Below are 23,098 nucleotides of genomic sequence, written 5' to 3' on the forward strand. Positions count from 1 at the left end.
TTACAGATTTGAGAATATCACTTTGCTATTGCGTTTTTCAAAACCAATGTTTAATAGTTTAATTGTCATAACATGCTAAACAAAAGCATAAAATTTATTATTGAAAATAAACTCGTTGCTGTACTCTTACTATTAGTTTTTATAGGATGGGGTATTATAAATGTGCCATTTAATTGGGATACTGGTTTTTTACCTCGAGATCCAGTTGCTGTGGATGCCATACCAGATATTGGCGAGAACCAACAGATAGTTTTTACTAAATGGACTGGTCGTTCTCCGCAGGATATAGAAGATCAAGTTACTTACCCATTAACTACTGCTTTATTAGGAGTTCCGGGAGTAAAAACGATACGAAGTTCTTCAATGTTTGGGGTCTCAACGATCTATATAATTTTTGAAGAGGATGTTGAGTTTTATTGGAGCCGAAGTCGTATTCTCGAAAAAATCAATGCATTGCCAACCGGGTTACTCCCAAACGGAATACAACCATCTCTTGGTCCGGATGCAACCGGTTTAGGTCAGATTTTTTGGTATACCCTTGAAGGTCGTGATGAACAAGGAAAAGTAACCGGTGGATGGGATTTACAGGAACTAAGAAGTATACAAGACTATTATGTGAAATATGGGTTGACCTCTGCGGGTGGTGTAGCAGAGGTGGCATCAATAGGAGGATATGTTAAAGAGTATCAGGTAGACGTAAATCCAGAATTGATGCTTCAATATAATATTAGTTTACATCAAGTTATAAAAGCAGTTAAAGAAAGTAACAAAGATATAGGGGCACAAACTTTAGAGATTAATAAAGCCGAGTATTTTGTTCGTGGTTTGGGATATGTAAAATCTATAGATGACATTAACAATGCAGTAATTACTTCCAAAGACTTTACATCTATTCGTGTTGGAGATATTGCTTCAGTATCATTAGGTCCATCAACGAGACGAGGAATGTTAGATAAAGAAGGAGCCGAAGTGGTAGGGGGCGTTGTGGTAGCTAGATATGGAGAGAACCCTTTAAAAGTTATCGAAAACATTAAACTAAAAATTAACGAGCTACACTCAGGATTACCATCAAAAAAATTGAATGATGGTAGCACTTCTCAATTAACAATAGTACCGTTTTATGATCGTTCCGAATTAATTACCGAAACCTTAGGAACACTTAATGAAGCACTTACTTTAGAGATATTAATTACAATTTTTGTGATTGTGATTATGGTGTTTAACCTTAGAGCATCTATATTAATTTCAGGATTACTTCCTGTAGCTGTATTAATGGTATTTATTGCCATGAAACTATTTAATATAGATGCTAATATTGTGGCACTATCTGGGATAGCTATAGCCATAGGTACTATGGTTGATGTGGGGGTAATACTGTCTGAAAATATTATTAAACATTTAGAAAAAGACAAGGAAAAACTTCCTGTTAATTTAATAGTATATAATGCTACTACCGAGGTTTCTGGAGCCGTACTTACAGCCGTTTTTACAACAATTATAAGTTTTATTCCTGTATTTACGATGATAGGAGCAGAGGGCAAACTTTTTAGACCACTAGCTTTTACTAAGACTATGGCACTTATCGCCTCGTTGATAGTTGCATTGTTTCTAATTCCGCCATTTGCGGCCTTTATATTCAAAAAAAGAAATATAAATAACTTTATAAAAAAGGGGCTTCAAGCGATTTTAATTTTAATGGGATTAATTGTTGTTTTTAATGGTGTGCTATTGGGTATAGTACTTATTGCATTTGGAGTTATTGGAATTCTTAAAGAAAAAAAGATACTTTCTTCTGAGCAGGCAAAACGCTTTAAGGTTTTGATCACTGTAATAACTATCATAGTTTTATTAGGTCAATATTGGAGGCCTCTGGGCGTAGATAAAAATATTTTTTGGAATCTAATTTTTGTTGGAGGCATAGGTTTTACTTTGTTAGGAACGTTTATGCTATTCAAAAAATACTACACTATTATTTTACGATGGGCACTACAAAATAAAATTCTTTTTCTTTCGATACCCATAGTTATCATTGTTCTTGGTTTTCTAATCATGAAAAATACAGGCAAAGAATTTATGCCTTCTCTTAATGAGGGGTCTTTTCTTTTAATGCCTACATCGATGCCCCACGCTGGTGTTGAAGAAAACAAAAGAATATTAAAACAATTGGATATGGCAGTGGCAAATATTCCTGAGGTAGAAACTGTGGTTGGTAAAGCAGGGCGTGTAGAATCTGCTTTAGATCCAGCACCATTATCGATGTATGAAAATATGATACGATATTGGCCAGAGTATATGCTTAATGATAGAGGAGAACGACAACGATTTCGAGTGGATAAGGATGGTTTTTTTGTGTTAAGAGATAGTACAATACTGTATAATGAAAACAATGCAGTACGTTCTAAGATAGGTAAAAGAGTTTCAAAATTTGAATATTATGGGATTCAGAGAAAACATCTTATACCGGATAATGATGGAGAGTTTTTTCGAAATTGGAGACCTAAAATTAAATCTCCAGATGATATATGGAATGAAATCATAAAGTCAACTCGATTACCAGGGATAACGTCAGCTCCTAAACTTCAACCGATAGAGACGCGTTTGATTATGTTACAAACAGGTATGCGTGCACCAATGGGAATAAAAATAAAAGGGCAAGATCTTAAACAAATCGAAGGTTTTGGGTTTGAACTAGAGCAGATTCTCAAACAGGTTGAAGGAGTGAAAAAAGAAGCTGTTTTTGCAGATAGAATTGTTGGTAAACCGTATTTGCTAATAGATATTGATAGAGATCAATTGGTACGCTATGGCCTTTCTATAGAAGAGGTACAGAATACAATAGAAATTGCAATAGGAGGAATGCCAATTACGCAAACTGTAGAAGGTCGAGAACGATACAATATTAGAGTACGGTATCCTAGAGAACTTCGTTCTAGTCCAAATGATTTAAATAAGGTATATGTCGCCTTAAAGAATGGAAGCCAAATACCTTTAACAGAATTGGCAACTATAAAATATGAACAAGGACCCCAGTTAATCAAAAGTGAGGATACTTTTCTTATTGGTCATGTGCTATTTGATAAGTTATTTGATTACGCCGAGTTAGACGTGGTTATTAGAGCTCAAGAACGTATTAAGAAATTTATAGATAAAGGAGAATTAGTAGTACCAGAAGGAATCAGTTATGAGTTTGCAGGAACATATGAAAACCAAATACGAGCAGAGAAAACCTTGAACATTGTTATACCACTGGTTTTATTATTAATTTTTGTCATTTTGTATTTCCAGTTTCGATCTGTAGCAACTTCTTTAATGGTGTTTGGAGGCGTAGCTGTTGCTTTTGCGGGAGGATTTATTATGATTTGGCTGTATGGTCAAGAATGGTTTTTAAATTTTCATTTTTTTGGAGAAAACTTAAGAGATCTTTTTCAGATACATACTATAAATTTAAGTGTTGCCGTTTGGGTTGGTTTTATAGCATTATTTGGCATTGCTACAGACGATGGAGTACTTATGGCTACATATCTTAATCAAGCTTTTGATAGAAATAAGCCAGAATCTTTAAATGAAATTCGAACATCCGTGATAGAGGCGGGAGAAAAAAGAATACGGCCTTGCCTTATGACAACAGCTACAACCATATTGGCATTATTGCCCATTCTAACATCTACAGGTAAAGGGAGTGATATTATGGTTCCTATGGCAATCCCATCTTTTGGAGGTATGGTTGTGGCGTTGATAACACTATTTATAGTCCCGGTACTTTATAGTTGGAGGAAAGAAATTAAAATAAAACAATAGTCCAGATGAAATCAATAAAATATATGTATGTTGTGTATTTTCCGTTTTTAGGTTTAAAAAAGGGATTAGTTTCTGTTTTTTTACTTTTTACTTTTCATTTTGGTATTGGTCAGCAATTAGAAGCATACATTCATTATGCAGAGCAAAACAATCCGCAGATACAAGCTTTTGAGTTAAAACATACTATAGCAACCGAGAAGGTAAATGAAGTAAATACATTATCAGATGCTCAGGTTTCTTTTGGATATTTTGTTAGCGAACCAGAAACTAGAACAGGAGCGCAAAGAGCTAGGTTGTCTGTAAAACAAATGTTACCATGGTTTGGAACGATTACAGCAAGAGAAAATTATGCAAATTCATTGGCAGAAACACAATACCTTGATATTGCTGTTGCCAAACGAAAGTTGGCACTATCTATTTCACAATCCTACTATACGTTATATGTTATTAAAGCAAAACAAAAAGTGTTGCAAGAGCAAATAAATCTCTTAAATTCTTATGAGAAATTAGCACTAACATCAATTACTGTAGGCAAAGCATCTGCTGTTAGTGTTTTACAATTACAAATACGACAGAACGAATTACAACAGCGGATAGATGTGTTAGCGCAGGAATATATAACCGAACGCTCTTTGTTTAATACGATACTTAATAAAGATCAATATGCGGATATAGAAGTAGTACAGGAGATGAAAGTACCAGAAGAAGATCCAATATTAAATGATGATAAGTTATCATTACATCCAGAACTGCTCATATACGATTCACTTTATGAATCTGTTTCGAAATCTGAATTATTAAACCAGAAACAGAAAAGTCCTAATATAGGATTTGGACTTGATTATGTTGCGGTATCCGAACGAACAGACATTAATGTCGAGGACAACGGGAAAGATATTTTAATGCCAATGGTATCAATATCTATTCCTGTTTTTAACAAAAAATATAATTCTAAAACAAAGCAAAACAAGCTAAAACAAGAAGAAATTCAATTGAAAAAGAAAGAGCGAAAAAATCATTTGCAATCGTTATTAACTAAAGCAATTTCTTCTAGAAATACTGCAAGAATCAAATATAAAACACAAGAAAAAAATATAACACAAGCGAAGCATGCAGAACAGATTCTTACCAAAAACTATGAAACAGGAACCGTAGATTTTAATGCCATTTTAGACATACAAGAATTACAATTAAAATTTTATATGAGTCGAATAATGTCTATACGAGATTATTTTGTGCAGTCTACAATCATTAATTATTTAAGTCAGTAATATTATGAAACATATATATACAGTATCAGGAATGACATGTGGTGGCTGCCGCAATAGTGTCGAGCAGAAATTAGGTGAACTAGAAGATGTTATTAATGTCTCAGTGAGTTTGGAAGAAGCTGAAGCAATTATCGAAACAAAATCAAATATATCATTAAAAAAGTTACAAGAGATCCTACCTAGTAAGTATGTAATTTCGCAAAAACGGGGTGATATTTCATTAGATAGTAAGAAAACAAAATTACAAGAGCTTCGTCCTTTGTTTTTGATTTTCGGTTATATTCTTGTTGCAAGTGTGCTATTGAATTATAAAGATTGGAATCAAGAAGAATTTATGCTAGATTTTATGGGACTGTTCTATATTATATTTAGTTTTTTTAAGATTTTAGACCTTAAAGGATTTTCTCAATCTTTTAGTATGTACGACCCTTTGGCAAGGGTTTCTTCGGTATACGCTTGGGTATATCCATTTATAGAATTGGGGCTAGCTTTATTATTCCTTGTGCGATTTCAAATTTCAATAGCGCTTATTGTTACGGTAATTATTTTGGGTATTACGACGTATGGTGTAGTTAGAATATTATTAAATAAAAAATCTATTGAATGCGCTTGCCTTGGTACCGTACTTAAGTTGCCCATGACAGAAGCAACATTTATAGAAAATATTATAATGATCTGTATGGCCATCATTATGTTAACTCAAATCTTTTAGTCATGAAAAAAAACAGTATATATATTATTATATCCGTGCTTATAGGATTATTAGGAGGGTATTTAATTTTTGGCGGAGATAAAATAAATCATAACCATGATCATTCAAAAGAAGGAATAGGTGAACGCTGGAGTTGCTCCATGCATCCGCAAATTGATTTACCCGAACCCGGAGATTGTCCTATATGCGGCATGGATTTAATTCCAGTACAAGGTGATATTGATGGTGTTTCTGTAAATGAATTTAAAATGACAGAAAATGCACTTGCATTAGCTAATATTCAAACAACGATTATTGGCGAAACAAGTGAAGGAGATAATATATTTAAACTATCGGGGAAAATTACTCAAAACGAAAAATACAATGCTGTGCAAGTAAGTTATTTTGGTGGTCAAGTAGAACAACTTTATATCAATACAACAGGAGAAAAAGTACGTAAAGGTCAATTGCTTGCTACAATTTTTTCTCCAGAATTGGTGGCGACACAACAAGAATTGATTACTGCGGCATCAATAAAAACTGCCCAACCAGAACTGTATAATGCAGTACGAAATAAATTACGATTGTTAAAAGTGTCTGAAACACAAATAGAGCAAATTGAAAAAACTGGAAAAGTAAAAGAAAGCTTTCCTGTTTATGCAACTCTGTCGGGCACAATTTCTGAAAAAATAGTAGAACAAGGTGATTATGTTAAGCAAGGACAACCCCTATATAAAATAGCAAACCTTACTACGGTATGGGCTTCATTTGATGCTTATGAAAATCAAATTTCTGATGTAAAAACGGGACAGAAAGTAGTAGTGACATCCAAAGCGTACCCGAATCAAGAACATGAAGCGAAAATTTCATTTATCGACCCAATACTTAACACCAAAACTAGGACCCTGAAAATAAGAGCAACTCTTGATAATGCTAAAAATCTATTTAAACCGGGTATGTTTGTATTAGGTGAAATAAAAAGTAATAGTCAAACAGTTTCGCAAAATTTAAGCATTCCTTCTAGTGCCGTATTATGGACAGGTAAACGTTCTTTGGTATATGTTAAAACTAACCCCGATATGCCTGTTTTTGAAATGAGAGAAGTAGTAGTCGAAAACAAAGATGGAAAAACCTTTATCGTACATGATGGATTACAAAAAGGAGAAGAAATAGTTACTAACGGTACTTTTACGGTGGATGCGGCGGCGCAGTTACAAGGTAAAAAATCTATGATGAATAGAAAAGAAACATCTTCATCTGGCAGTTCAGATCATCAGGATGTTATAAATGATGCTAATAAGAAATTGCCTAAAATGTTTCAAGAAAAATTCTCACAAATTTTTCCTCCATACTTCGAAATGAAAAATGCATTTATAGTTTCGGATATAAAAAAAGTGTCTATTTCTGCTAAAAACATTTTGACATTATTAAATACTCTAGATATGAGTTTATTGGATGAAAAAGAGAGATTAGATATTGAAAACAGTAAAAACACTATAACCAAAATTATTGCAAGTGATAACATTGATACACAACGTAAGTACTTTATTGTATTTAATGAGCATGTGATAAAACTAATAAAACTTTTTGACCAGGTAGAGCAAAGTTTTTACGTTCAAAAATGCCCCATGGCAAATGATAATAATGGCGCCTTATGGTTAAGTTTAGAGCAAGAAATACGAAACCCTTATTACGGAAATATGATGTTAAACTGTGGAAGTGTGATCGAAACGATTCAAAAACAGAATTTTTAGTATGGATTGGTAATACTATGCAGCACTACTATCGTTATCTTTTTTATGTAAACTTTTGGCCCAAGAAATTGCATCTTCAAGGTTATTAAAACTTTGTAATTTATTACGCATAAAAAGCTTTTCTAGAAGAGTATTAAGTAAACCTTTTTGGTTATAACTAACAATGGCATACCCTTTTAGTAAATATTTTTGTTTATAGAAGTTAATCCAATCGCTAGGAACAACAGAATAGGGATGAATGCGATTAGTAATGTACACCAGATCTTTACCATTTTGATCATATAGCTCACTTAACTCTTCGACAACTATTTTGGCATGATTTTGCCATGTAAAAACAACATCTTTATTAATTTCTCCCACAACAAAGTTTTCAAACAAGTAGTAGTTTCCAAAAGAATAATTTATCTCTTGGATAGCATCTTGATAAAAAACAGAATTTCTTATACTTCCCATACAAGTAAGATAAGAAATATTCTTTTAACAAACCTTTAAGGTTTTAAAAAAGTATGCATAAATCGATAAAGAGGAACAATTAACGATAAAATATATCCTAAATGGTTATCCAATAATCAATTTATGGAATTAAAACAGATTCAGGAATTAATATCATGAAATAATTTAACCTTTTTTATGATTTTAATTACTATAAAAGGGATAAAGAGCAGTATCTTTGTAGGCCTTAAAAAATGCGTTGTGATTCAGGACTTAATTATTGCTATGTTATGGAGTATATCTCCATTTGGAGAAGCAAAAGTAGGAATACCTTATGGTTTGGTTAGCGGGCTAAACATATACATGGTTTTCATATTTTGTTTTCTTGCGAATGTTCTGGTTTTTCCTTTGATGATATTTTTTCTTGAGAAAATAAATAATTACTTACTACGATGGAATCCCTATAAAAAAGCAGCTATTTATGTGGCGAGAAGAGCAAAAATGGGTTCTGGAGATAAAATCGAAAAATACGGCTTTTGGGGTCTACTTTTTTTTGTAATGCTTCCCTTACCAGGAACCGGTGTTTATGCAGGAAGTATAGCAACATATTTATTTAAAATAAAAAGAAGAAAAGCCTTTGTGGCTAATACTGTTGGTATTTTCTTTTCGTCTGTTATAGTTTGGTTTACTACATTACTTACTATGAAAGGAATTGCATGATGAACTATGCATTTTAATCAGAATTTTTGAATTAAATTATAGTCAATATCTACTAGAGAATATGTGGTGTCTTATAAAACAAAAACCTCTTAATAATTAAACGAGTTTTGATAAGAATCTATGAAATCTTAACTTTGAGCTTGGAAAAATAACTAAAGGAATATGTACAGAACTACTATGAAGAACATAAAACAACTATTATGTATAGCACTAATATTATGTGCTTACAATAGAGTGGGAGCGCAGAATGAACAAATTGCTATAGAACAAATTAATGGTAATGAATTTGCTGTTAGCAGTATTAACGGGATACCATATACAATTGTATTAGAATCGAGTAATAATGATGGGCAATTTAATTTAGCAAGTACGGGTAACATTACTTTTAAGATAGGAGATGTAATACCAGATAAAAGTACTCTTAGAATTGTTTTTGAAGAAGATGTATTTCGTACTTTTGAAGGTAATCTTATTCAACAATATCATTCGGATATAGAATGGATCTCATCCTCTCTTGATATCCCGAAAAATGATCTTACCATATTTGCTTTACGTCTAGATTATACTGATGAAAGTTTAGAAGAACTCAAAGGCAAAGTTTTTGAATATGCAGAAACAGATCAAAAAGAAGACTATTTTAACCAATGGATAGAAAAAATCAACTATTCATATGGTGCCATAAATTTCATAAGAGAGATATACGCTGCTTCTAAAGGTGAAGATAATTCGCAACGCGATAATTTTTTACCAATTATCATATCCAAAGAGCTTAATAATAAATAAGTATTAATTAAGCTTTTTGATACAAGAAATAAGCTTTTTCAATTTTTTTTCGAATCTTTTTCCTCAGTTGTCTCGGCTGTATTACTTCAATGGTTTCTCCAAAACCAAGTATAAGTCTGTCTAGTTCAAAGTTAAGGTGAACATATAATTTAATAATTACACTGCCATCTTTGAGTGTTTCTATAACTTCTTGAGAGTGATGAAAAGGTTTTGTGAGCACATAGGGAGCATTGTTTTTATCAACTTTTAAAATAACTTCTTGTAATTGCTCATCATTTAATACAGTAACACCAATGGTATTTTTATAATACGCGTCACCATCAAAATTTTCTTTCAAATGGGGGATAGCAGTATCAAAATCTAAATCAATAATTCGATCAAGTGCTAGGGTTACAATAGGTTGTTTGTTTTTCGTATCAGGTATGCCAACCAAAAACCATCGGTTATTATACTCTTTAAGTATAAAAGGATGAAACACGAATTCTGAAGCCTGTCTGGCGGTAAACGATCTGTAGGTAATTTTTAAAACTATTTTTTTTAAAATCGCTTGGTATAAAGTATCAAGATGTTCAAGGCCTTTAAGATTTTCGTTTTTGTCTAAATGGATGATAGCCGATTGATTTGTTTTTTCGGTATACACTTTGTCTTCTAGTCGTTGTATAATACCTCCAAGCTCAGAAAACAGAGAAAAATCTTTAAACTGCTTTAGCATTTCTACAGTTTCTGATAATACATTCATATCATTTTCTGTTAGTGGTATATCAGTAATAGAATAGTCTTCGTTGGCATATCGATAAAACTTTTTATCATAAACCTCTATAGGTGCGTTATATCCTAATTTATCACTACGCATCATTTGGATATCTAACTGTACGGTACGTTTACTCACGTTAATATCTCTCCCTTCATATTCATACAGTGTATCAGAACACATTTCGATTAGGTTATCTAATGTCCATTGGCGATGATGATTTTGTAAACATTTATCAATAGTTTTATACCGTATTAATGCATTCTTATTTTGTGCCATATCCAAATATTTGTTGAAAAATAGAAATTATTTAGGTCTACGCAAAATCATTGCGTACTTATAAGAAACATTTGTATTCAAATTATAAACGTTTATATATTTTTTTGAATAAAACGCTCCGCTTGCCAGGGAGTGATTAGTATTTACGAAGAAAGAATTATGGAAAACAAAACAAAGATAACACGAAAAACATTAATCGATTTGGGATTTAGGTCCGCAAAATGGTTTCCTGAGGCAATAACACATATTAATACAAACCAATTGAGCGAGGAAGCAATGTATGCCTATCTAGAACAATTTAAGTCTCCGCCAGTTCTGCCTTTACACGAAAATCCAGTCCCCTTTGCTATCAATCTAAAGGCAGAGGATGAATTAGAAAAAACGAATGTAAACTCAGTGGTAGCATCAATGAATACCTTAATGAAAACTCCAACACTTGTCGATGGGGCTATTATGCCAGACGCTTGTCCAACTGGTCCTAATGGTACTATTCCTGTAGGAGGGATTGCAGTTGCCAAAAATGCAATTCATCCCGGGATGCACAGTGCAGATATTTGTTGCTCTGTAATGCTTACTGATTTTGGTGATATGGATCCTAAACAAGTGTTAGATGTGGCACATAACAATACACATTTTGGACCTGGAGGCAGAGATAGAAATTCGCAATATAGATTTCCTGATGAGTTATTAGCTGATTTTAAAGGGAACTATATGCTTAATAATGAAAAGATGATTCAAGCAGCTAGATCTCATTTGGGAACTCAGGGAGATGGAAATCATTTCTTGTTTATTGGGACTTCAAAAAATACTGGTAATACGATGATGATTACACATCATGGATCTAGAGGTCCAGGAGCGAACTTGTATACTCAGGGGATGAAAATTGCCGAACGTTTTAGAAAAGAATTATCTCCAACTACATTAAAGCAAAATGCCTGGATACCTTTTGAAACTGAAGAGGGGAAAATCTATTGGGAAGCATTACAGATTATTAGAAAATGGACAAAAACTAATCATGAAGTTATCCATAATGCTACTCTCAAAGCTTTACAGATAGAAGCAAAGGATAGATATTGGAATGAACATAATTTTGTGTTTAAGGACAAAGATTTATTCTATCATGCCAAAGGAGCAACCCCATTAGATGCCAAGTTTATGCCTGATATTACGGGACCACGATTAATTCCTTTAAATATGTCTGAACCCGTTTTGATTGTGAGTGGAGAAACCACAACTACCAATTTAGGTTTTGCACCTCACGGAGCAGGACGTAATGTGAGTAGAACACAACATAGAAGAAGTAAAGAAGACAGAACTAATGAAGAAGTTTTTCAAGAAGAAACACAAGGCTTGGATGTTCGTTTTTTTTCTAATGAAATTGATGTTACTGAATTACCAAGTGCATATAAAAACGCTAAGACAGTACGGGAACAAATGGATGAATATGGTCTGGGTAATATTATTGATGAGGTATTGCCTTATGGATGTATCATGGCAGGAGATTGGCAAAAGAATGCCCCTTGGCGAAGAAAAAAAAGAAGGAAGTAGTTTTAAATTTTGAAATAAATTTGGAAGGAATTGAATAATAATCTCATATTTGCACCAGTTCCTTGAAAATGTTCTTTTGAAATTTTATGGGATATGTAGGCCAATAATGGGTTACATAACTTATAAAATGAAGATTATGAATTGGAAAATTCAAAAATTAAGTAATGGAGAAACCATTATTTCAAAAGAACCCGGTAATTCTATGCTACCACTTTTAAAATCTAAACAACCCGTTAGGCTTCAACCTAGTGATTGGAAAGGTTGCGAAGTAGGAGATATCGTTTATTGTAAAGTTCGTGGAAACTGCTTTACACATCTGGTAAAAGGAAAAAATGATAAACGTGGATTGTTAATTGGTAATAATCACGGTAGAATTAACGGATGGACAAAAAATGTTTATGGTAAAGTAATAGAAATATTACCAATGTCATAGACATTCATTAATTGAATAAAAGTAAAATTAGATATATGAATTTTGTTAAACTACATAAAAAGGACGCTAAAAAGCTGTTTGTATATCGTGAATATAGGTAGAAAACCAAGAAGAAGATAAATATAACAGGAGCGTTCAAGAAATTGGATGCTTTTTTTTATACGTTTTTTTAGAAAATTAATAATACCAAATCAAATGTCATTTGAAAGATAAGTTTCGGGACAACAGTTGATTACCAAATAGGTTAATATCCGTCAAAACACGGACAGGGATTCTTTTGCCTTTTGTCTGCATAAGTATCTGATAATCAATAAAATAAATTCAATTTTTATTTGTGTAATCCAAAAACTAGATACATATTTGCACCGCAGTTAACGAATTGCGAATAATAATAATAGTTAACCTTTAATAACCGAAGTACAATGATTTTTGTAAAGCACTATACTAATACTCAAAAAGAACAAGGTTCTTGTCAGAGTATGCTTCGGGACTTCAGTAATACATAAGTTTTCTTATTTATGAATAGAAGTCCGAAGCCTTAAAGTTTCGGATTTTTTATTTTAAATAACGCCATGATGGATTGACTTAATCCAAATGAGTACTTAATTATCCGAAACGGTTTATCAAGTTATCATTATATAATGTGTTAGAGACATAGCGGTTACCTCTTTGATGATTACATAGAAGCAAAGGAGTATATCAAAAGTCTAACCTTTTGTCAAATTATAGAAAAGAGGGTACACTCAAATTCCAATACCATGGGAAAGAAACTAAGTGGAAAAGACCTAATTAAATTAGGCTTTCCAAAAAATAACAGTATTAATGTGACTTTAGGTCAGATTAATCGATATCATAAACGAGTAAAAAAAGAACAAATATTAACAGAAGCTAAAAAGGTGTTACTTAATCCTGAAGATTATAGAGGCGATGGTGTTTGGGGAAAAATTGCAGAAAGTTTACTGAAACCGGTAGAGATCAAAAGGCATGCGCTCAAAACAACTCGATCTCCATTTATGATTTATGGAGAAAATGAAATTGATGAGAAAGCCAAATATCAATTGTTTGATGCCTTAAAATTACCAGTGGCAACCGCCGGGGCTTTAATGCCAGATGCGCATACCGGATATGGTTTACCGATAGGAGGAGTATTGGCGACAAAAAATGCTGTTATTCCATATGGAGTGGGAGTAGATATAGGATGTAGAATGTGTTTAACAATTTACCCTATTGCGGTATCTTATTTGAAAGGTAAAAAACATCAATTAGAGAATATCCTATCCGAGCATACAAAGTTTGGCATGTATGAGACTCATAATGTGAAGCACGATCATGCGATTTTTGAACGGGATGAATTTAAAACAATTCCGTTGATTAAAAGATTAAAAGATAAAGCTTATAAGCAATTAGGTACCTCAGGAGGAGGTAATCACTTTGTTGAATTTGGTGTAGTTTCTATTACAGAACCTACAAATGAGTGGGGTTTAGAAGAAGGAGAATATCTGGGCGTATTATCGCATAGCGGATCAAGGGGGTTAGGAGCTAATATAGCAAAACACTATACCTATTTGGCAACTAAGCAATGTCCATTACCAAAACATGTACAACAGTTAGCATGGTTGGATTTGAATACTCACGATGGTAAAGAATATTGGCTTGCAATGAATTTGGCAGGCGATTATGCACAGGCATGTCATGATGATATTCATGCTAGAATAGCAAAGCTTTTAGGCTCGAAACCAGTAGCAAAAATCGAAAATCATCACAACTTTGCTTGGAAACAAAAGGTTAAAGGTGAAGAGTGTATAGTGCATAGAAAAGGTGCTACACCAGCTGCCAAAGGAGAGCTAGGGATAATCCCTGGATCAATGACAGCTCCTGGATTTATTGTGAGAGGATTAGGGAACAAAGAAAGTTTACAATCTGCATCACACGGTGCAGGGCGATTATTTTCTCGCAGAAAATGTAAGGATACCTTTACTAAGAGTGAAATTAAAAAACAACTAAAAGCAAATGATGTAAGTCTAATAGGAGGAGGAGTTGATGAGGCACCAATGGCATACAAGGATATTAATAAAGTAATGGCGAATCAACAAGAACTTGTAGAAGTTCTAGGAACATTTACACCAAAGATTGTTCGTATGGACAAATAAAAAAGATGAATAAATGAATCAAAAAATTATACAAATAACAGCAGGTAGAGGCCCGGCAGAATGCTGCTGGGTTGTTGCCCAAGTTCTTAAATATTTTCTGGATGAATTAAAACAAAAAGGATTATCGTATAATGTCATTCAAAGAATAAAAGGTTCCGAAAATGGAACTGTGCAATCTGCGACTGTAAGAGTTGAAGGAAATGAAGTTGATAAATTTTTAATTTCTTGGATTGGGACTGTACAGTGGATAGGTGCTTCAACTTTTCGTAAATATCATAAACGCAAAAATTGGTTTATAGGGATTTATGAGATAGATCTTCTACATCTCAAGGAGATAGAAGAAAAGGATATTACTTATCAAACAATGCGAAGTACAGGTCCTGGAGGTCAAAATGTAAATAAAGTGAACTCTGCAGTAAGAGCTATATATCTACGCACAGGAACAAGTGTGGTGGTTATGGATAGTCGTTCTCAACATCAAAATCGAAAAATTGCTATTCGTCGTATTAAAGAAAAGATGTTAGAAATCCAGTTAGAGCAATTAAAAAAATCATTGACGGATCAATGGGAAAACCATTGGAGTGTGCAACGAGGCAATCCGATTAAAGTATTTAAAAGGGACAGATTTTAAGAAAGAAAACAAAGTAAAAACTTTCAAAAACCAGCGAAATCAATTAAAAAATGATTTACGTGATCAATTAAAGAATTAGAAAAAATGAGCAATTTATTAGATAAATATTTATTTCAGGCATTAGATGCGTATCCATATAATTTGGAAGAAGCAGTAGAGTCTTTAAACTATGCTTTATCATATGATGAAAAAAATCCAATTGCTTTATGTCTTTTGGGTCAGATATATGCAGAGAGTTTAAAAAATTATGAAACCGCAAAAGAGTATTATCAACAAGCTCTGGCCGAAGATATGTATGCTTTAGATGTATATCCAAAATATATAAACGTTTTATTATGGAACGAGGATTATGATGAAGCCAAAAAGTTAATCGATTTTGCATTAACCATAAAAGGAACCGATAAGGCGATGTTGCATCTTAAAAAGGCAATTCTTTTTGAACAAAAGAGAGAGTATAAAAAAGCCTTAAAATGTTTGAAGTTAGCAAAAGAGAATGCGTATAATAATCGGTTTATAAGTGATTTAAAAGAAGAAAAACAGAGAATTGAAGGAAAAATGCCAAAGAAAAAGACTCCCAAAAAAGAAAATTTAAAGTCATCTTCTAAAAAATTAAAGAAGAAATAATCTAGACATTAATGTAGTATGGATTGAAGAAGGTTTATTAGGAAAATATCCGAAAATTCATTAAATTAATAGAATAAATGAAACACACTAGTACACATAACGAACCAAGACTACTGCTAACGCAGTATGATTCTAGATGGATTAATAAAATATCCATTAGTGATTGGACAATTGTAGGCTATATCGAATCTTTTACTTAAATAGATAAAAGAAATCAAAAATAACTTATAAAGCGTTCAAGAAATTGAACGCTTTTTTTAATGCCTTTATCAAAATGAATCGACACTAATCAATACATAATAATTAAGATTTTGAATCATAAACATCTGACCAATAAGTGCTAACGCAAACCCCTAATATCTGTATAAAAAACGGACAGGGATATCTTTGCTTAGTTTTAATGTAACTATTTGATAATCAATAAAATAACTGTTAAAATATTTGTAAATATTCCAAAATATTTTAACCTTTGTATAACAATAATATTAAAAGAATCACCAGTATTATTTAATTACGCAAAATGATTGCGTAGTAAGCACGGAGATTTGTATAACATATAACACAATTAACAACTAAACGATTAAAAAATGAAGTATAATCAATTTTCTAACAAGGGTCTGGAGACTAGAATACATCCGCTAGCGGGTGCGTTCGAAAGCATCCTTGAAGTGGATATCGATACTTTGGTTGTTGATCCTCTTCAAAAAATGATAACCAAGGCAAGTGGTATCAAAAGATTGCAAAGAGTACTTATGTGTATATGTAACAACTCTTGTGGAGCTATAATCAATACAAATTATACTTCTCGCAAGGCTTTAGTTTCATAAGCTTTTAAAAAAGTAATCACCTCAAATAATGTGTTCTGGACAAGACATTGTATTTGAATGATCACAACTATCATTGGTCAATACGTTCTAACCGATCGATACCTTGTAAATCGATAGCATGCTTTAAGAATACAATTTCTTAAAAAATGTAATGGGATACATGCGCCTAGTCTAATTATCATTTCGAATACATAATTAGGCAAAGCTGAAACATCGAATAGAACATATCGAAAACTGATCCACCAAAAGTCTAATTACAGATCGCTGCTACCCGAAACGGGGAAAGTACGGTAACACGATCATAAAGGACTTCACTTTCCCGAATACGATCAATTATTTCCCATGGGTATTGGGTATGTGCAACATACTTATCTGGGGTTACAACCTATGGGCATACCCCAAATTATGGAAAACAAAAAAACTAACAACATGAAAAATTTAAAATACATACTATTAGCCATCCTTTTAGGAATCAACTTAGTCGCTTGTGAGGCTCCTCCTATCCATGAGGAAGTTGGAATTGAGGAAGTGGAAACTTCTCTTCCTGAAGTTTTAGCAACTAAAGGAGAGAACGGTGAGACCGAAGAAGAAGAAGGAAGTTTAGATTAAATTCAAATAATTTAATATTTTTGAGGGATGAAACGATACCCGTTTACATCCCTCTTTTTTTTAATCATTCTATTTATACTGCTTAATTATTCTTGTAAAAAAGATTACTATTTAAATACTACTGATTCTACTGAGTTTCTAAGGAAAATAGATTCTTTAAATGCATATTATGAAATTGCTTCCAACAGGGCTAATTCAGAAGAAGAAAAATTCCTTGCGGTGGATAATTTTATAAATGGAGCAGATTCCCTAAGTGTAGATTCCTTAATTTATAAGGGGCTTAATTTAAAATCTACAATTTTATCCAGATCTAACAATTATTTGAAAGCTATTGAACAAGCGAATTTAATGATAGATTTGGCTCGAAAGAAATCTGACAGTGAAAATTTAGGAAAAGCATATTATAAAGTTGGTTATTTACATAAGGAAAAAGGTGATTATATAGAGTCTTTTAAAGATTATAATCAATCTTTCAAAATCTTTAGGAATCTTAAAGATAGTATTAGAGCCGGTAAGTGTTTAATGGCATTATCGAGAGTTCAAAGAATACTAGGAGATCATAATGCAGGTAAAACAACAGCCACAGATGGTTTAAGATATTTAGAGAATTCTACAGAATATCGCACCATTAGTGGATTGTATCATGGTATATCAATATCTTTTATTGAACTTAAAAATTCTAAAGAAGCTTTAATATGGAATAATAAGGCTCTAAATTTAATTAAGGATTCGATAGCAAAAAATAAAATAGGCGCTCGTAATATTCTTACTTATAAAAATACTAGAGCTAATATTTTATCACGAGAAAAAAGATATGAAGAAAGTATAAATATTTTACAAGCTTTGTTAAAAGAAAGTGATTCACTTCAAAAACCTACTGAATATGCACAATTACTAAGTAACTTAGGTTACATCAAATTTCTTCAAAACCCTAAAAATATTATGAGTGAATTAATGTTATTGAAGGCTAGAAGTATTCGCCATGAAAAGGAAGATTTATTTGGTTTATTTGCGAGTAATATACATCTTACAAAATATTTTAAGAATAAAGATGTTGAAAAAGCAAAGTACTATGCTCATCAGGCATTTTTGTGTTCAGAAAATTTTGAAGATTACGAGGCGTCAATGGAGGTGTTGACTCTTATTACTGAATTAGAACCTAACTCTTTAGAGTATCATCAACACTTTAAAGATGCTAGTCTTCAGTTAATGGAACTTAGGAAAAAAACTCGAGAAATATACGCTCCTACTAGATTTGAGAATGAAAACTTACTCAAACAAAACGAAGAGAAAAATCGCAAAATTCATATAGTCCGTAACCAAAATACTATATATTTACTAGGCATGGCTGTCTTGTTCTTGGGTATAGCATTTGCAATCTACTTTTTTAGACAACGCACAAAATATCTGGCACAGCAAAATCAGATCATACAGTTTCAAGCTAGTTATGAGACAGAAACTCGTATTTCTAAACGATTGCATGATGAGTTGGGTAATGATATCTTTCAAGTCATGTTGCAATATCAAAACGATCCCCATGATCCACAAATTAAAGATAAACTCAATACTACCTATCATAAAGCACGTGATATTTCTCGTGAAAACAACGAGTTCGACACCGATGAAACCTTTATCGAAGAATTAAGCAATATGTTGCAAAACTATAGCAAAAACGGAATTCAATTAATGGTTAGAGGGTTAGATAAAATTGATTGGGACCTAAAAGAAAAACCTGTAAAAATAACGGTGTATAGAGTATTACAAGAATTAATGACCAATATGCAAAAACATAGCAATGCTAGTTTGGTGGTATTGGTGTTTTCTAATGTGGATCAGATGATGATGATTAAATACTCGGATAATGGAATTGGGATCTCAAAAGAAGATTTAAAATCCAAAAATGGATTGCGCAATACAGAAAAGCGTATTGGTGCTATCGGTGGAACACTTATCTTTGAATCAGAAAAAGAAAAAGGGTTTAAAGCCGAAATTAAAATCCCTAATTAAAAATTAGCACAATGTTTACTAAAGTATTGGTGGCCGAAGATTATGAGATAGCCAATCAAGGAATAATAAAAGTATTAAAAGATACTGTTGGGATACCTCAAATTGAAGAGGCCAAATATTGTGATGATGCGTATCTAAAATTTAGAAAAGCGCATCAAGATATGGCACCGTTTGAGTTATTAATTACAGACCTTTCCTTTAAAGAAGATCATAAAGTGCAAACTAGAACTTCGGGTATCGAATTGATTAGAGATATCAGAAATATTCAGGCGGATATTAAGGTTATTGTGTATTCTCAAGAGGATCGACCGGATAAAATCAATATGCTCTTTGATAAATATAACATTAATGGGTATGTATGTAAAGGTCAAGACGCCATAAAAGAGTTAACGAATTGTATAGATGGCGTATATCAAGAAAAAACTATGTTACCCAAGGTGTTAACCGATAGTTCTACTGCTAATCAAATGGTCCTTCTAGATGATCTGGATATGATTCTGCTCGAAGAACTGGCTAAGGGATTTACCAAAAAGGAAATTAGACTCAAACTAAAAGAACAAAAAATTACTCCAAATAGCGAGAGTTCTATCGATAAAAAAGTAAGCAAACTATTTGATGATTTTAAGGCCAAAAACACTACACATTTGGTGGCCATTGTTAAAGATCTAGGATTGTTGTAGCCAGATTAAAAGCTATAAAGACATCATTCTTCTATTTAATTTTTTACATATTAAATTTCAGAAATAGTACCCCGATAAATAGGGGTATGCAGTTTGTTTTTTCAAAATAAAATGTCGCTTTACAGAAATCTGTAAGGATATATACCATAGTCGATTTATGTTTGTGCCGTAAAAGCAGATGAATGAGAGATGAGAATGAATTTATTCTAATTACCGAAACTACACAAACACACTATAAAGATGAATAAAGATCAAGTACTCATAGCCGGAATCATTGATGGGGATCAAAGAATACTAACTCGCTTTTATAGAGAAAACATACGTTATATACAAGGGTATATTTTACGTAATTACGGAAACTCTGAGGATGTCGAAGATATTTTTCAGGATGCTTTAGTAGTATTATATCAAAAATTAAGATCTGGTCTTTTAGAGATTAAAGTACCTATTACCACTTATTTTTATGGAATTTGTAAAAATTTATGGAGGAATAGATTAAGAAAAAAGCAAAGACTAATCTTAGATGATGAAGAAAGCCGTTTTGAAGGAGTTAATGACACTATAATGAATGATATAGAAAATCAAGAACGTGAACACTTGTATAGAAAACATTTTCAGAAATTGAGTATAGACAATAAGAAACTCTTACAATTATTTTTTGAGGGTAGATCTATGAAAGAAATCTCGAACATTACAGGATATACCGAAGGATATACCCGAAAGAAAAAATTCATGGCCAAAAAGCAATTATTAAAGATGATCGAAAAAGATCCTATGTACCAAGAATTAGTAGTTGCCTAATTGTTAAGCTACATAAAAAGAATTACTTCCCAATACAAAAATTAGCAAAAATATTTCAGGATAAGTCATCATCAGGGTTTGGATGATAATTCATATGAGTGTCTTTAAGGCTGTTATAAATAGTTGCTGTAACTTCGTTATTATACCTGATTTGCGATAATGGAGCTTTTGTGGTATATATACATTATAATATTATATTGCAGAAAGAAAACTGCTAATCGATGACAGTTTCATTTAAAGTCATCTCTTAAATATATAGTATAGAATGAGTAAAGCGTCTTTTATTAAAGAATTAACCTTACCCGCTATAGCGGCTCCAATGTTTTTAATCTCAGGGCCACAATTGGTTATAGAGTGTTGTAAGAACGGAATTGTAGGGACTTTTCCGGCATTAAATCAACGAACTTCTGAAGGATTTGAAGAATGGCTTATTGAGATAAAAAAGGCACTTTCAGATTTTGAAAAAGAAACAGGTAAAAAAGCTGCACCATTTGGTGTTAATTTAATTGTTCATCATTCGAACCCAAGATTAAAAGCTGATCTAGCCTTATGCGTTAAACATAAAGTGCCATTAATTATCACATCACTGGGTGCTGTTTCAGAATTGGTAGATACTGTGCATAGTTATGGAGGATTAGTGTTTCATGATGTCATCAAAAAACGTCATGCCGAAAAAGCGAATGAAGCAGGTGTAGATGGGTTAATTCTTGTTGCAGCTGGAGCCGGTGGTCATGCAGGGACCCTAAATCCTATGCCATTTGTTTCAGAAATAAAAAAGTTCTTTAAGAAAACTATATTGCTTTCAGGCTGTATTAGTACCGGAAAAGATATTGCCTCTGCTATGCAAATGGGTGCAGATTTGGCGTATATGGGAACCCGCTTTATCAATACCGAAGAAAGTAAAGCGCCAAAAGCATATAGAGATATGATTATAGATTGCGGAGCGAGTGATATTGTATATACCGCGGCTGTTTCTGGTGTTTCAGCCAATTTTTTAGGACCCAGTTTGAAAGCTATGGGTATTACAGAAGAAATGTTAACAAGTAAGAAGAAAGTTGATTTTGGAGAAGAATTAACGGTCAATGAAAATGAAGCAAAAGCCTGGGCTACTATTTGGTCCGCAGGTCAGGGTGTGGCGACTATAAGTAATTCAATTAGTGTACATGATTTAGTTTCAGATTTAAAAACCGAATTTAAAACGGCTATTCAAGAGCAGTGTACACTATTAGAAAAGTATACATAATAACTTATCCCGGTAGTAAATCATTGTCAATAGGGAGTAAAAAATTGTTTCCAATACAATACGTACCAAAATTTATAATCTAAAGTCTATACATATAGTGATATGATATAGACTTTAGATTATTTTTTTATAATATGCCTTTCCATATTTCTGAAATAATGAGTAGAGTATACTGGTTAAGTGATATTATTTTCCTCCTGTAATGAGTAGAGGAACAGTTACTTTTTCAATAATGCCATCCATTTTGGACTTTCTGTTAAAAAGTCGATCTATCCATCCTTTTTCTGTACTAAAGCGACCCATGCATAATAACTCTACATTGTTTTTAGAAACATAATTGTTTAGGCCATCAAGTGAATATGAATTTTCTTCGAATTCATATTCTACCGTATTCTGATCATTGAAAACAGCTTTTATTTGGTCAATATTCGATTTTGTTGCAGCTGCCGCAGATTTCTTACGAATGCTAAAGAATTTTATGGGAGTTTTAGAATTCTCATTGAGATCTTTAGTAATTTTAAGGGTATGATCATCCATAGTATTACTATAAAAACCTAATGAAATCTCTCCATTTGCTTGGATCTCGTTACCCTCTCCTACAATCAAAATAGGTCCCGAATGTTTATTTAATAAAAACTTGGTTACTCCATCGTCTCGGAAATCTACTAGTTTTTTCTTCCTTTTTCCGATAACTACAATATCTGGATTGGTTTTCTCGATATGGTGTTGGATTTCATTTTTTACATTACCCAAGGTAAAATCATAAGAAACGGGAATATTTTCTTCTTCTGAGATAAGGTGTGCCAAATCTCGTAGCTTTTTTTCAGTGGTAATACGTTTCTTAGCGATTTCCCGCATGGCAGAAACTTGATTGTCATATTTTACCACATCCTGCGGTGGACTTACATAGAATATTTCAATACTTCCATTTATTGTTTTTGCCATATTAATGGCATTTCTCAATGCGGTGTCAGACTTTTGAGTTAGATCATTTAAGACTAATAGTTGATATTTATTTTTCTGATTTTGGTTTTTCATGATTTCGAGTTTAATAGTTCTTTTTGTA

The 23,098-nt window shown here is 32.6% G+C and carries 21 protein-coding genes; 18 read left to right on the top strand and 3 right to left on the bottom strand.

The window, feature by feature from the left end; translation table 11 throughout:
- Positions 1-72 precede the first annotated feature (72 nt).
- From DK508_RS02560 to DK508_RS02575, 4 genes are read left to right on the top strand one after another with little or no spacing between them, the layout of a single operon-like run.
- The gene (locus tag DK508_RS02560; protein WP_109299179.1) at positions 73-3,798 is read left to right on the top strand and encodes an efflux RND transporter permease subunit; all 3,726 of its coding nucleotides are present in this window, start codon (positions 73-75) and stop codon (positions 3,796-3,798) included.
- A 5-nt stretch (positions 3,799-3,803) separates the two neighbouring features.
- Complete coding sequence (locus DK508_RS02565; protein WP_109299180.1) at positions 3,804-5,069, top strand: TolC family protein; 1,266 nt, start codon at positions 3,804-3,806, stop codon at positions 5,067-5,069.
- A 4-nt stretch (positions 5,070-5,073) separates the two neighbouring features.
- Positions 5,074-5,781, top strand: coding sequence for a heavy metal-associated domain-containing protein (locus DK508_RS02570; RefSeq protein ID WP_109299181.1), 708 nt, complete (start codon positions 5,074-5,076; stop codon positions 5,779-5,781).
- A gap of 2 nt (positions 5,782-5,783) precedes the next feature.
- Positions 5,784-7,514, top strand: a complete 1,731-nt coding sequence (locus DK508_RS02575; RefSeq protein ID WP_109299182.1) for an efflux RND transporter periplasmic adaptor subunit — start codon at positions 5,784-5,786, stop codon at positions 7,512-7,514.
- A 15-nt stretch (positions 7,515-7,529) separates the two neighbouring features.
- Here the strand turns inward: DK508_RS02575 and DK508_RS02580 are convergent, their stop codons facing one another.
- Complete coding sequence (locus tag DK508_RS02580) at positions 7,530-7,967, bottom strand: hypothetical protein (protein ID WP_109299183.1); 438 nt, start codon at positions 7,965-7,967, stop codon at positions 7,530-7,532.
- Positions 7,968-8,231: 264 nt separating this feature from the next.
- Between DK508_RS02580 and DK508_RS02585 the strand changes: the two genes are divergently transcribed.
- Both DK508_RS02585 and DK508_RS02590 read left to right on the top strand, forming a co-directional pair.
- The gene (locus tag DK508_RS02585; RefSeq protein ID WP_200831833.1) at positions 8,232-8,666 is read left to right on the top strand and encodes a small multi-drug export protein; all 435 of its coding nucleotides are present in this window, start codon (positions 8,232-8,234) and stop codon (positions 8,664-8,666) included.
- Positions 8,667-8,843: 177 nt separating this feature from the next.
- Positions 8,844-9,449, top strand: a complete 606-nt coding sequence (locus DK508_RS02590; RefSeq protein WP_160114533.1) for a hypothetical protein — start codon at positions 8,844-8,846, stop codon at positions 9,447-9,449.
- Between the two features lie 7 nt (positions 9,450-9,456).
- On the opposite strand, the gene DK508_RS02595 is transcribed toward DK508_RS02590, so the two are convergent.
- Positions 9,457-10,479, bottom strand: coding sequence for a YafY family protein (locus DK508_RS02595; RefSeq protein WP_109299185.1), 1,023 nt, complete (start codon positions 10,477-10,479; stop codon positions 9,457-9,459).
- Positions 10,480-10,638: 159 nt separating this feature from the next.
- On the opposite strand from DK508_RS02595, the gene DK508_RS02600 reads away from it, so the two are divergent.
- The 12 genes from DK508_RS02600 to DK508_RS02650 all read left to right on the top strand — a co-directional run bounded on the left by DK508_RS02600 (position 10,639) and on the right by DK508_RS02650 (position 22,032).
- A complete protein-coding gene (locus DK508_RS02600; RefSeq protein WP_109299186.1) occupies positions 10,639-12,027 on the top strand; it encodes an RtcB family protein in 1,389 nt (462 codons plus the stop codon).
- 136 nt (positions 12,028-12,163) lie between these two features.
- On the top strand, positions 12,164-12,460 hold the full coding sequence (locus DK508_RS02605; protein WP_200831830.1) for a phage repressor protein: 297 nt from the start codon (positions 12,164-12,166) through the stop codon (positions 12,458-12,460).
- A gap of 758 nt (positions 12,461-13,218) precedes the next feature.
- Complete coding sequence (locus tag DK508_RS02610; protein WP_109299187.1) at positions 13,219-14,610, top strand: RtcB family protein; 1,392 nt, start codon at positions 13,219-13,221, stop codon at positions 14,608-14,610.
- A gap of 13 nt (positions 14,611-14,623) precedes the next feature.
- On the top strand, positions 14,624-15,241 hold the full coding sequence (gene prfH, locus DK508_RS02615; protein WP_370443812.1) for a peptide chain release factor H: 618 nt from the start codon (positions 14,624-14,626) through the stop codon (positions 15,239-15,241).
- 84 nt (positions 15,242-15,325) lie between these two features.
- Positions 15,326-15,865, top strand: coding sequence for a tetratricopeptide repeat protein (locus DK508_RS02620; protein WP_109299188.1), 540 nt, complete (start codon positions 15,326-15,328; stop codon positions 15,863-15,865).
- Between the two features lie 77 nt (positions 15,866-15,942).
- Positions 15,943-16,065: a hypothetical protein gene (locus DK508_RS21510; RefSeq protein WP_255411284.1), complete on the top strand. Its 123-nt coding sequence runs from the start codon at positions 15,943-15,945 to the stop codon at positions 16,063-16,065.
- A gap of 387 nt (positions 16,066-16,452) precedes the next feature.
- Positions 16,453-16,692, top strand: coding sequence for a hypothetical protein (locus DK508_RS02625; RefSeq protein WP_109299189.1), 240 nt, complete (start codon positions 16,453-16,455; stop codon positions 16,690-16,692).
- Between the two features lie 342 nt (positions 16,693-17,034).
- Positions 17,035-17,301 (top strand): hypothetical protein, encoded by a 267-nt coding sequence (locus DK508_RS02630; RefSeq protein ID WP_109299190.1) that lies wholly within the window; start codon positions 17,035-17,037, stop codon positions 17,299-17,301.
- Between the two features lie 27 nt (positions 17,302-17,328).
- Entirely contained in the window at positions 17,329-19,308 is a 1,980-nt protein-coding gene (locus tag DK508_RS02635) for an ATP-binding protein (protein ID WP_109299191.1), read from the top strand.
- Positions 19,309-19,319: 11 nt separating this feature from the next.
- Complete coding sequence (locus DK508_RS02640; RefSeq protein ID WP_109299192.1) at positions 19,320-19,988, top strand: response regulator; 669 nt, start codon at positions 19,320-19,322, stop codon at positions 19,986-19,988.
- A gap of 240 nt (positions 19,989-20,228) precedes the next feature.
- Positions 20,229-20,789: an RNA polymerase sigma factor gene (locus DK508_RS02645; RefSeq protein ID WP_109299193.1), complete on the top strand. Its 561-nt coding sequence runs from the start codon at positions 20,229-20,231 to the stop codon at positions 20,787-20,789.
- Between the two features lie 265 nt (positions 20,790-21,054).
- Positions 21,055-22,032, top strand: coding sequence for a nitronate monooxygenase family protein (locus tag DK508_RS02650; protein WP_109299194.1), 978 nt, complete (start codon positions 21,055-21,057; stop codon positions 22,030-22,032).
- Between the two features lie 186 nt (positions 22,033-22,218).
- Here DK508_RS02650 and DK508_RS02655 read toward each other — a convergent pair whose 3' ends face one another.
- On the bottom strand, positions 22,219-23,070 hold the full coding sequence (locus tag DK508_RS02655; RefSeq protein WP_160114534.1) for a universal stress protein: 852 nt from the start codon (positions 23,068-23,070) through the stop codon (positions 22,219-22,221).
- Positions 23,071-23,098: the final 28 nt, after the last annotated feature.

The organism is Aquimarina sp. AU474 (assembly GCF_900312815.1).
GTDB lineage: Bacteria > Bacteroidota > Bacteroidia > Flavobacteriales > Flavobacteriaceae > Aquimarina.

Excerpts from the sequence above, each read along its gene's own strand:
- DK508_RS02650 (WP_109299194.1), top strand. The coding sequence starts at position 21,055 with ATGAGTAAAGCGTCTTTTATTAAAGAATTAACCTTACCCGCTATAGCG.
- DK508_RS02590 (WP_160114533.1), top strand. The coding sequence starts at position 8,844 with ATGAAGAACATAAAACAACTATTATGTATAGCACTAATATTATGTGCT.
- DK508_RS02605 (WP_200831830.1), top strand. The coding sequence starts at position 12,164 with ATGAATTGGAAAATTCAAAAATTAAGTAATGGAGAAACCATTATTTCA.
- DK508_RS02600 (WP_109299186.1), top strand. The coding sequence starts at position 10,639 with ATGGAAAACAAAACAAAGATAACACGAAAAACATTAATCGATTTGGGA.
- DK508_RS02585 (WP_200831833.1), top strand. The coding sequence starts at position 8,232 with ATGTTATGGAGTATATCTCCATTTGGAGAAGCAAAAGTAGGAATACCT.
- DK508_RS02575 (WP_109299182.1), top strand. The coding sequence starts at position 5,784 with ATGAAAAAAAACAGTATATATATTATTATATCCGTGCTTATAGGATTA.
- DK508_RS02595 (WP_109299185.1), bottom strand. The coding sequence starts at position 10,479 with ATGGCACAAAATAAGAATGCATTAATACGGTATAAAACTATTGATAAA.
- DK508_RS02570 (WP_109299181.1), top strand. The coding sequence starts at position 5,074 with ATGAAACATATATATACAGTATCAGGAATGACATGTGGTGGCTGCCGC.
- DK508_RS02635 (WP_109299191.1), top strand. The coding sequence starts at position 17,329 with ATGAAACGATACCCGTTTACATCCCTCTTTTTTTTAATCATTCTATTT.
- DK508_RS21510 (WP_255411284.1), top strand. The coding sequence starts at position 15,943 with ATGAAACACACTAGTACACATAACGAACCAAGACTACTGCTAACGCAG.
- DK508_RS02560 (WP_109299179.1), top strand. The coding sequence starts at position 73 with ATGCTAAACAAAAGCATAAAATTTATTATTGAAAATAAACTCGTTGCT.
- DK508_RS02655 (WP_160114534.1), bottom strand. The coding sequence starts at position 23,070 with ATGAAAAACCAAAATCAGAAAAATAAATATCAACTATTAGTCTTAAAT.
- DK508_RS02610 (WP_109299187.1), top strand. The coding sequence starts at position 13,219 with ATGGGAAAGAAACTAAGTGGAAAAGACCTAATTAAATTAGGCTTTCCA.
- DK508_RS02620 (WP_109299188.1), top strand. The coding sequence starts at position 15,326 with ATGAGCAATTTATTAGATAAATATTTATTTCAGGCATTAGATGCGTAT.
- prfH (WP_370443812.1), top strand. The coding sequence starts at position 14,624 with ATGAATCAAAAAATTATACAAATAACAGCAGGTAGAGGCCCGGCAGAA.
- DK508_RS02565 (WP_109299180.1), top strand. The coding sequence starts at position 3,804 with ATGAAATCAATAAAATATATGTATGTTGTGTATTTTCCGTTTTTAGGT.
- DK508_RS02580 (WP_109299183.1), bottom strand. The coding sequence starts at position 7,967 with ATGGGAAGTATAAGAAATTCTGTTTTTTATCAAGATGCTATCCAAGAG.
- DK508_RS02630 (WP_109299190.1), top strand. The coding sequence starts at position 17,035 with ATGGGTATTGGGTATGTGCAACATACTTATCTGGGGTTACAACCTATG.
- DK508_RS02625 (WP_109299189.1), top strand. The coding sequence starts at position 16,453 with ATGAAGTATAATCAATTTTCTAACAAGGGTCTGGAGACTAGAATACAT.
- DK508_RS02640 (WP_109299192.1), top strand. The coding sequence starts at position 19,320 with ATGTTTACTAAAGTATTGGTGGCCGAAGATTATGAGATAGCCAATCAA.
- DK508_RS02645 (WP_109299193.1), top strand. The coding sequence starts at position 20,229 with ATGAATAAAGATCAAGTACTCATAGCCGGAATCATTGATGGGGATCAA.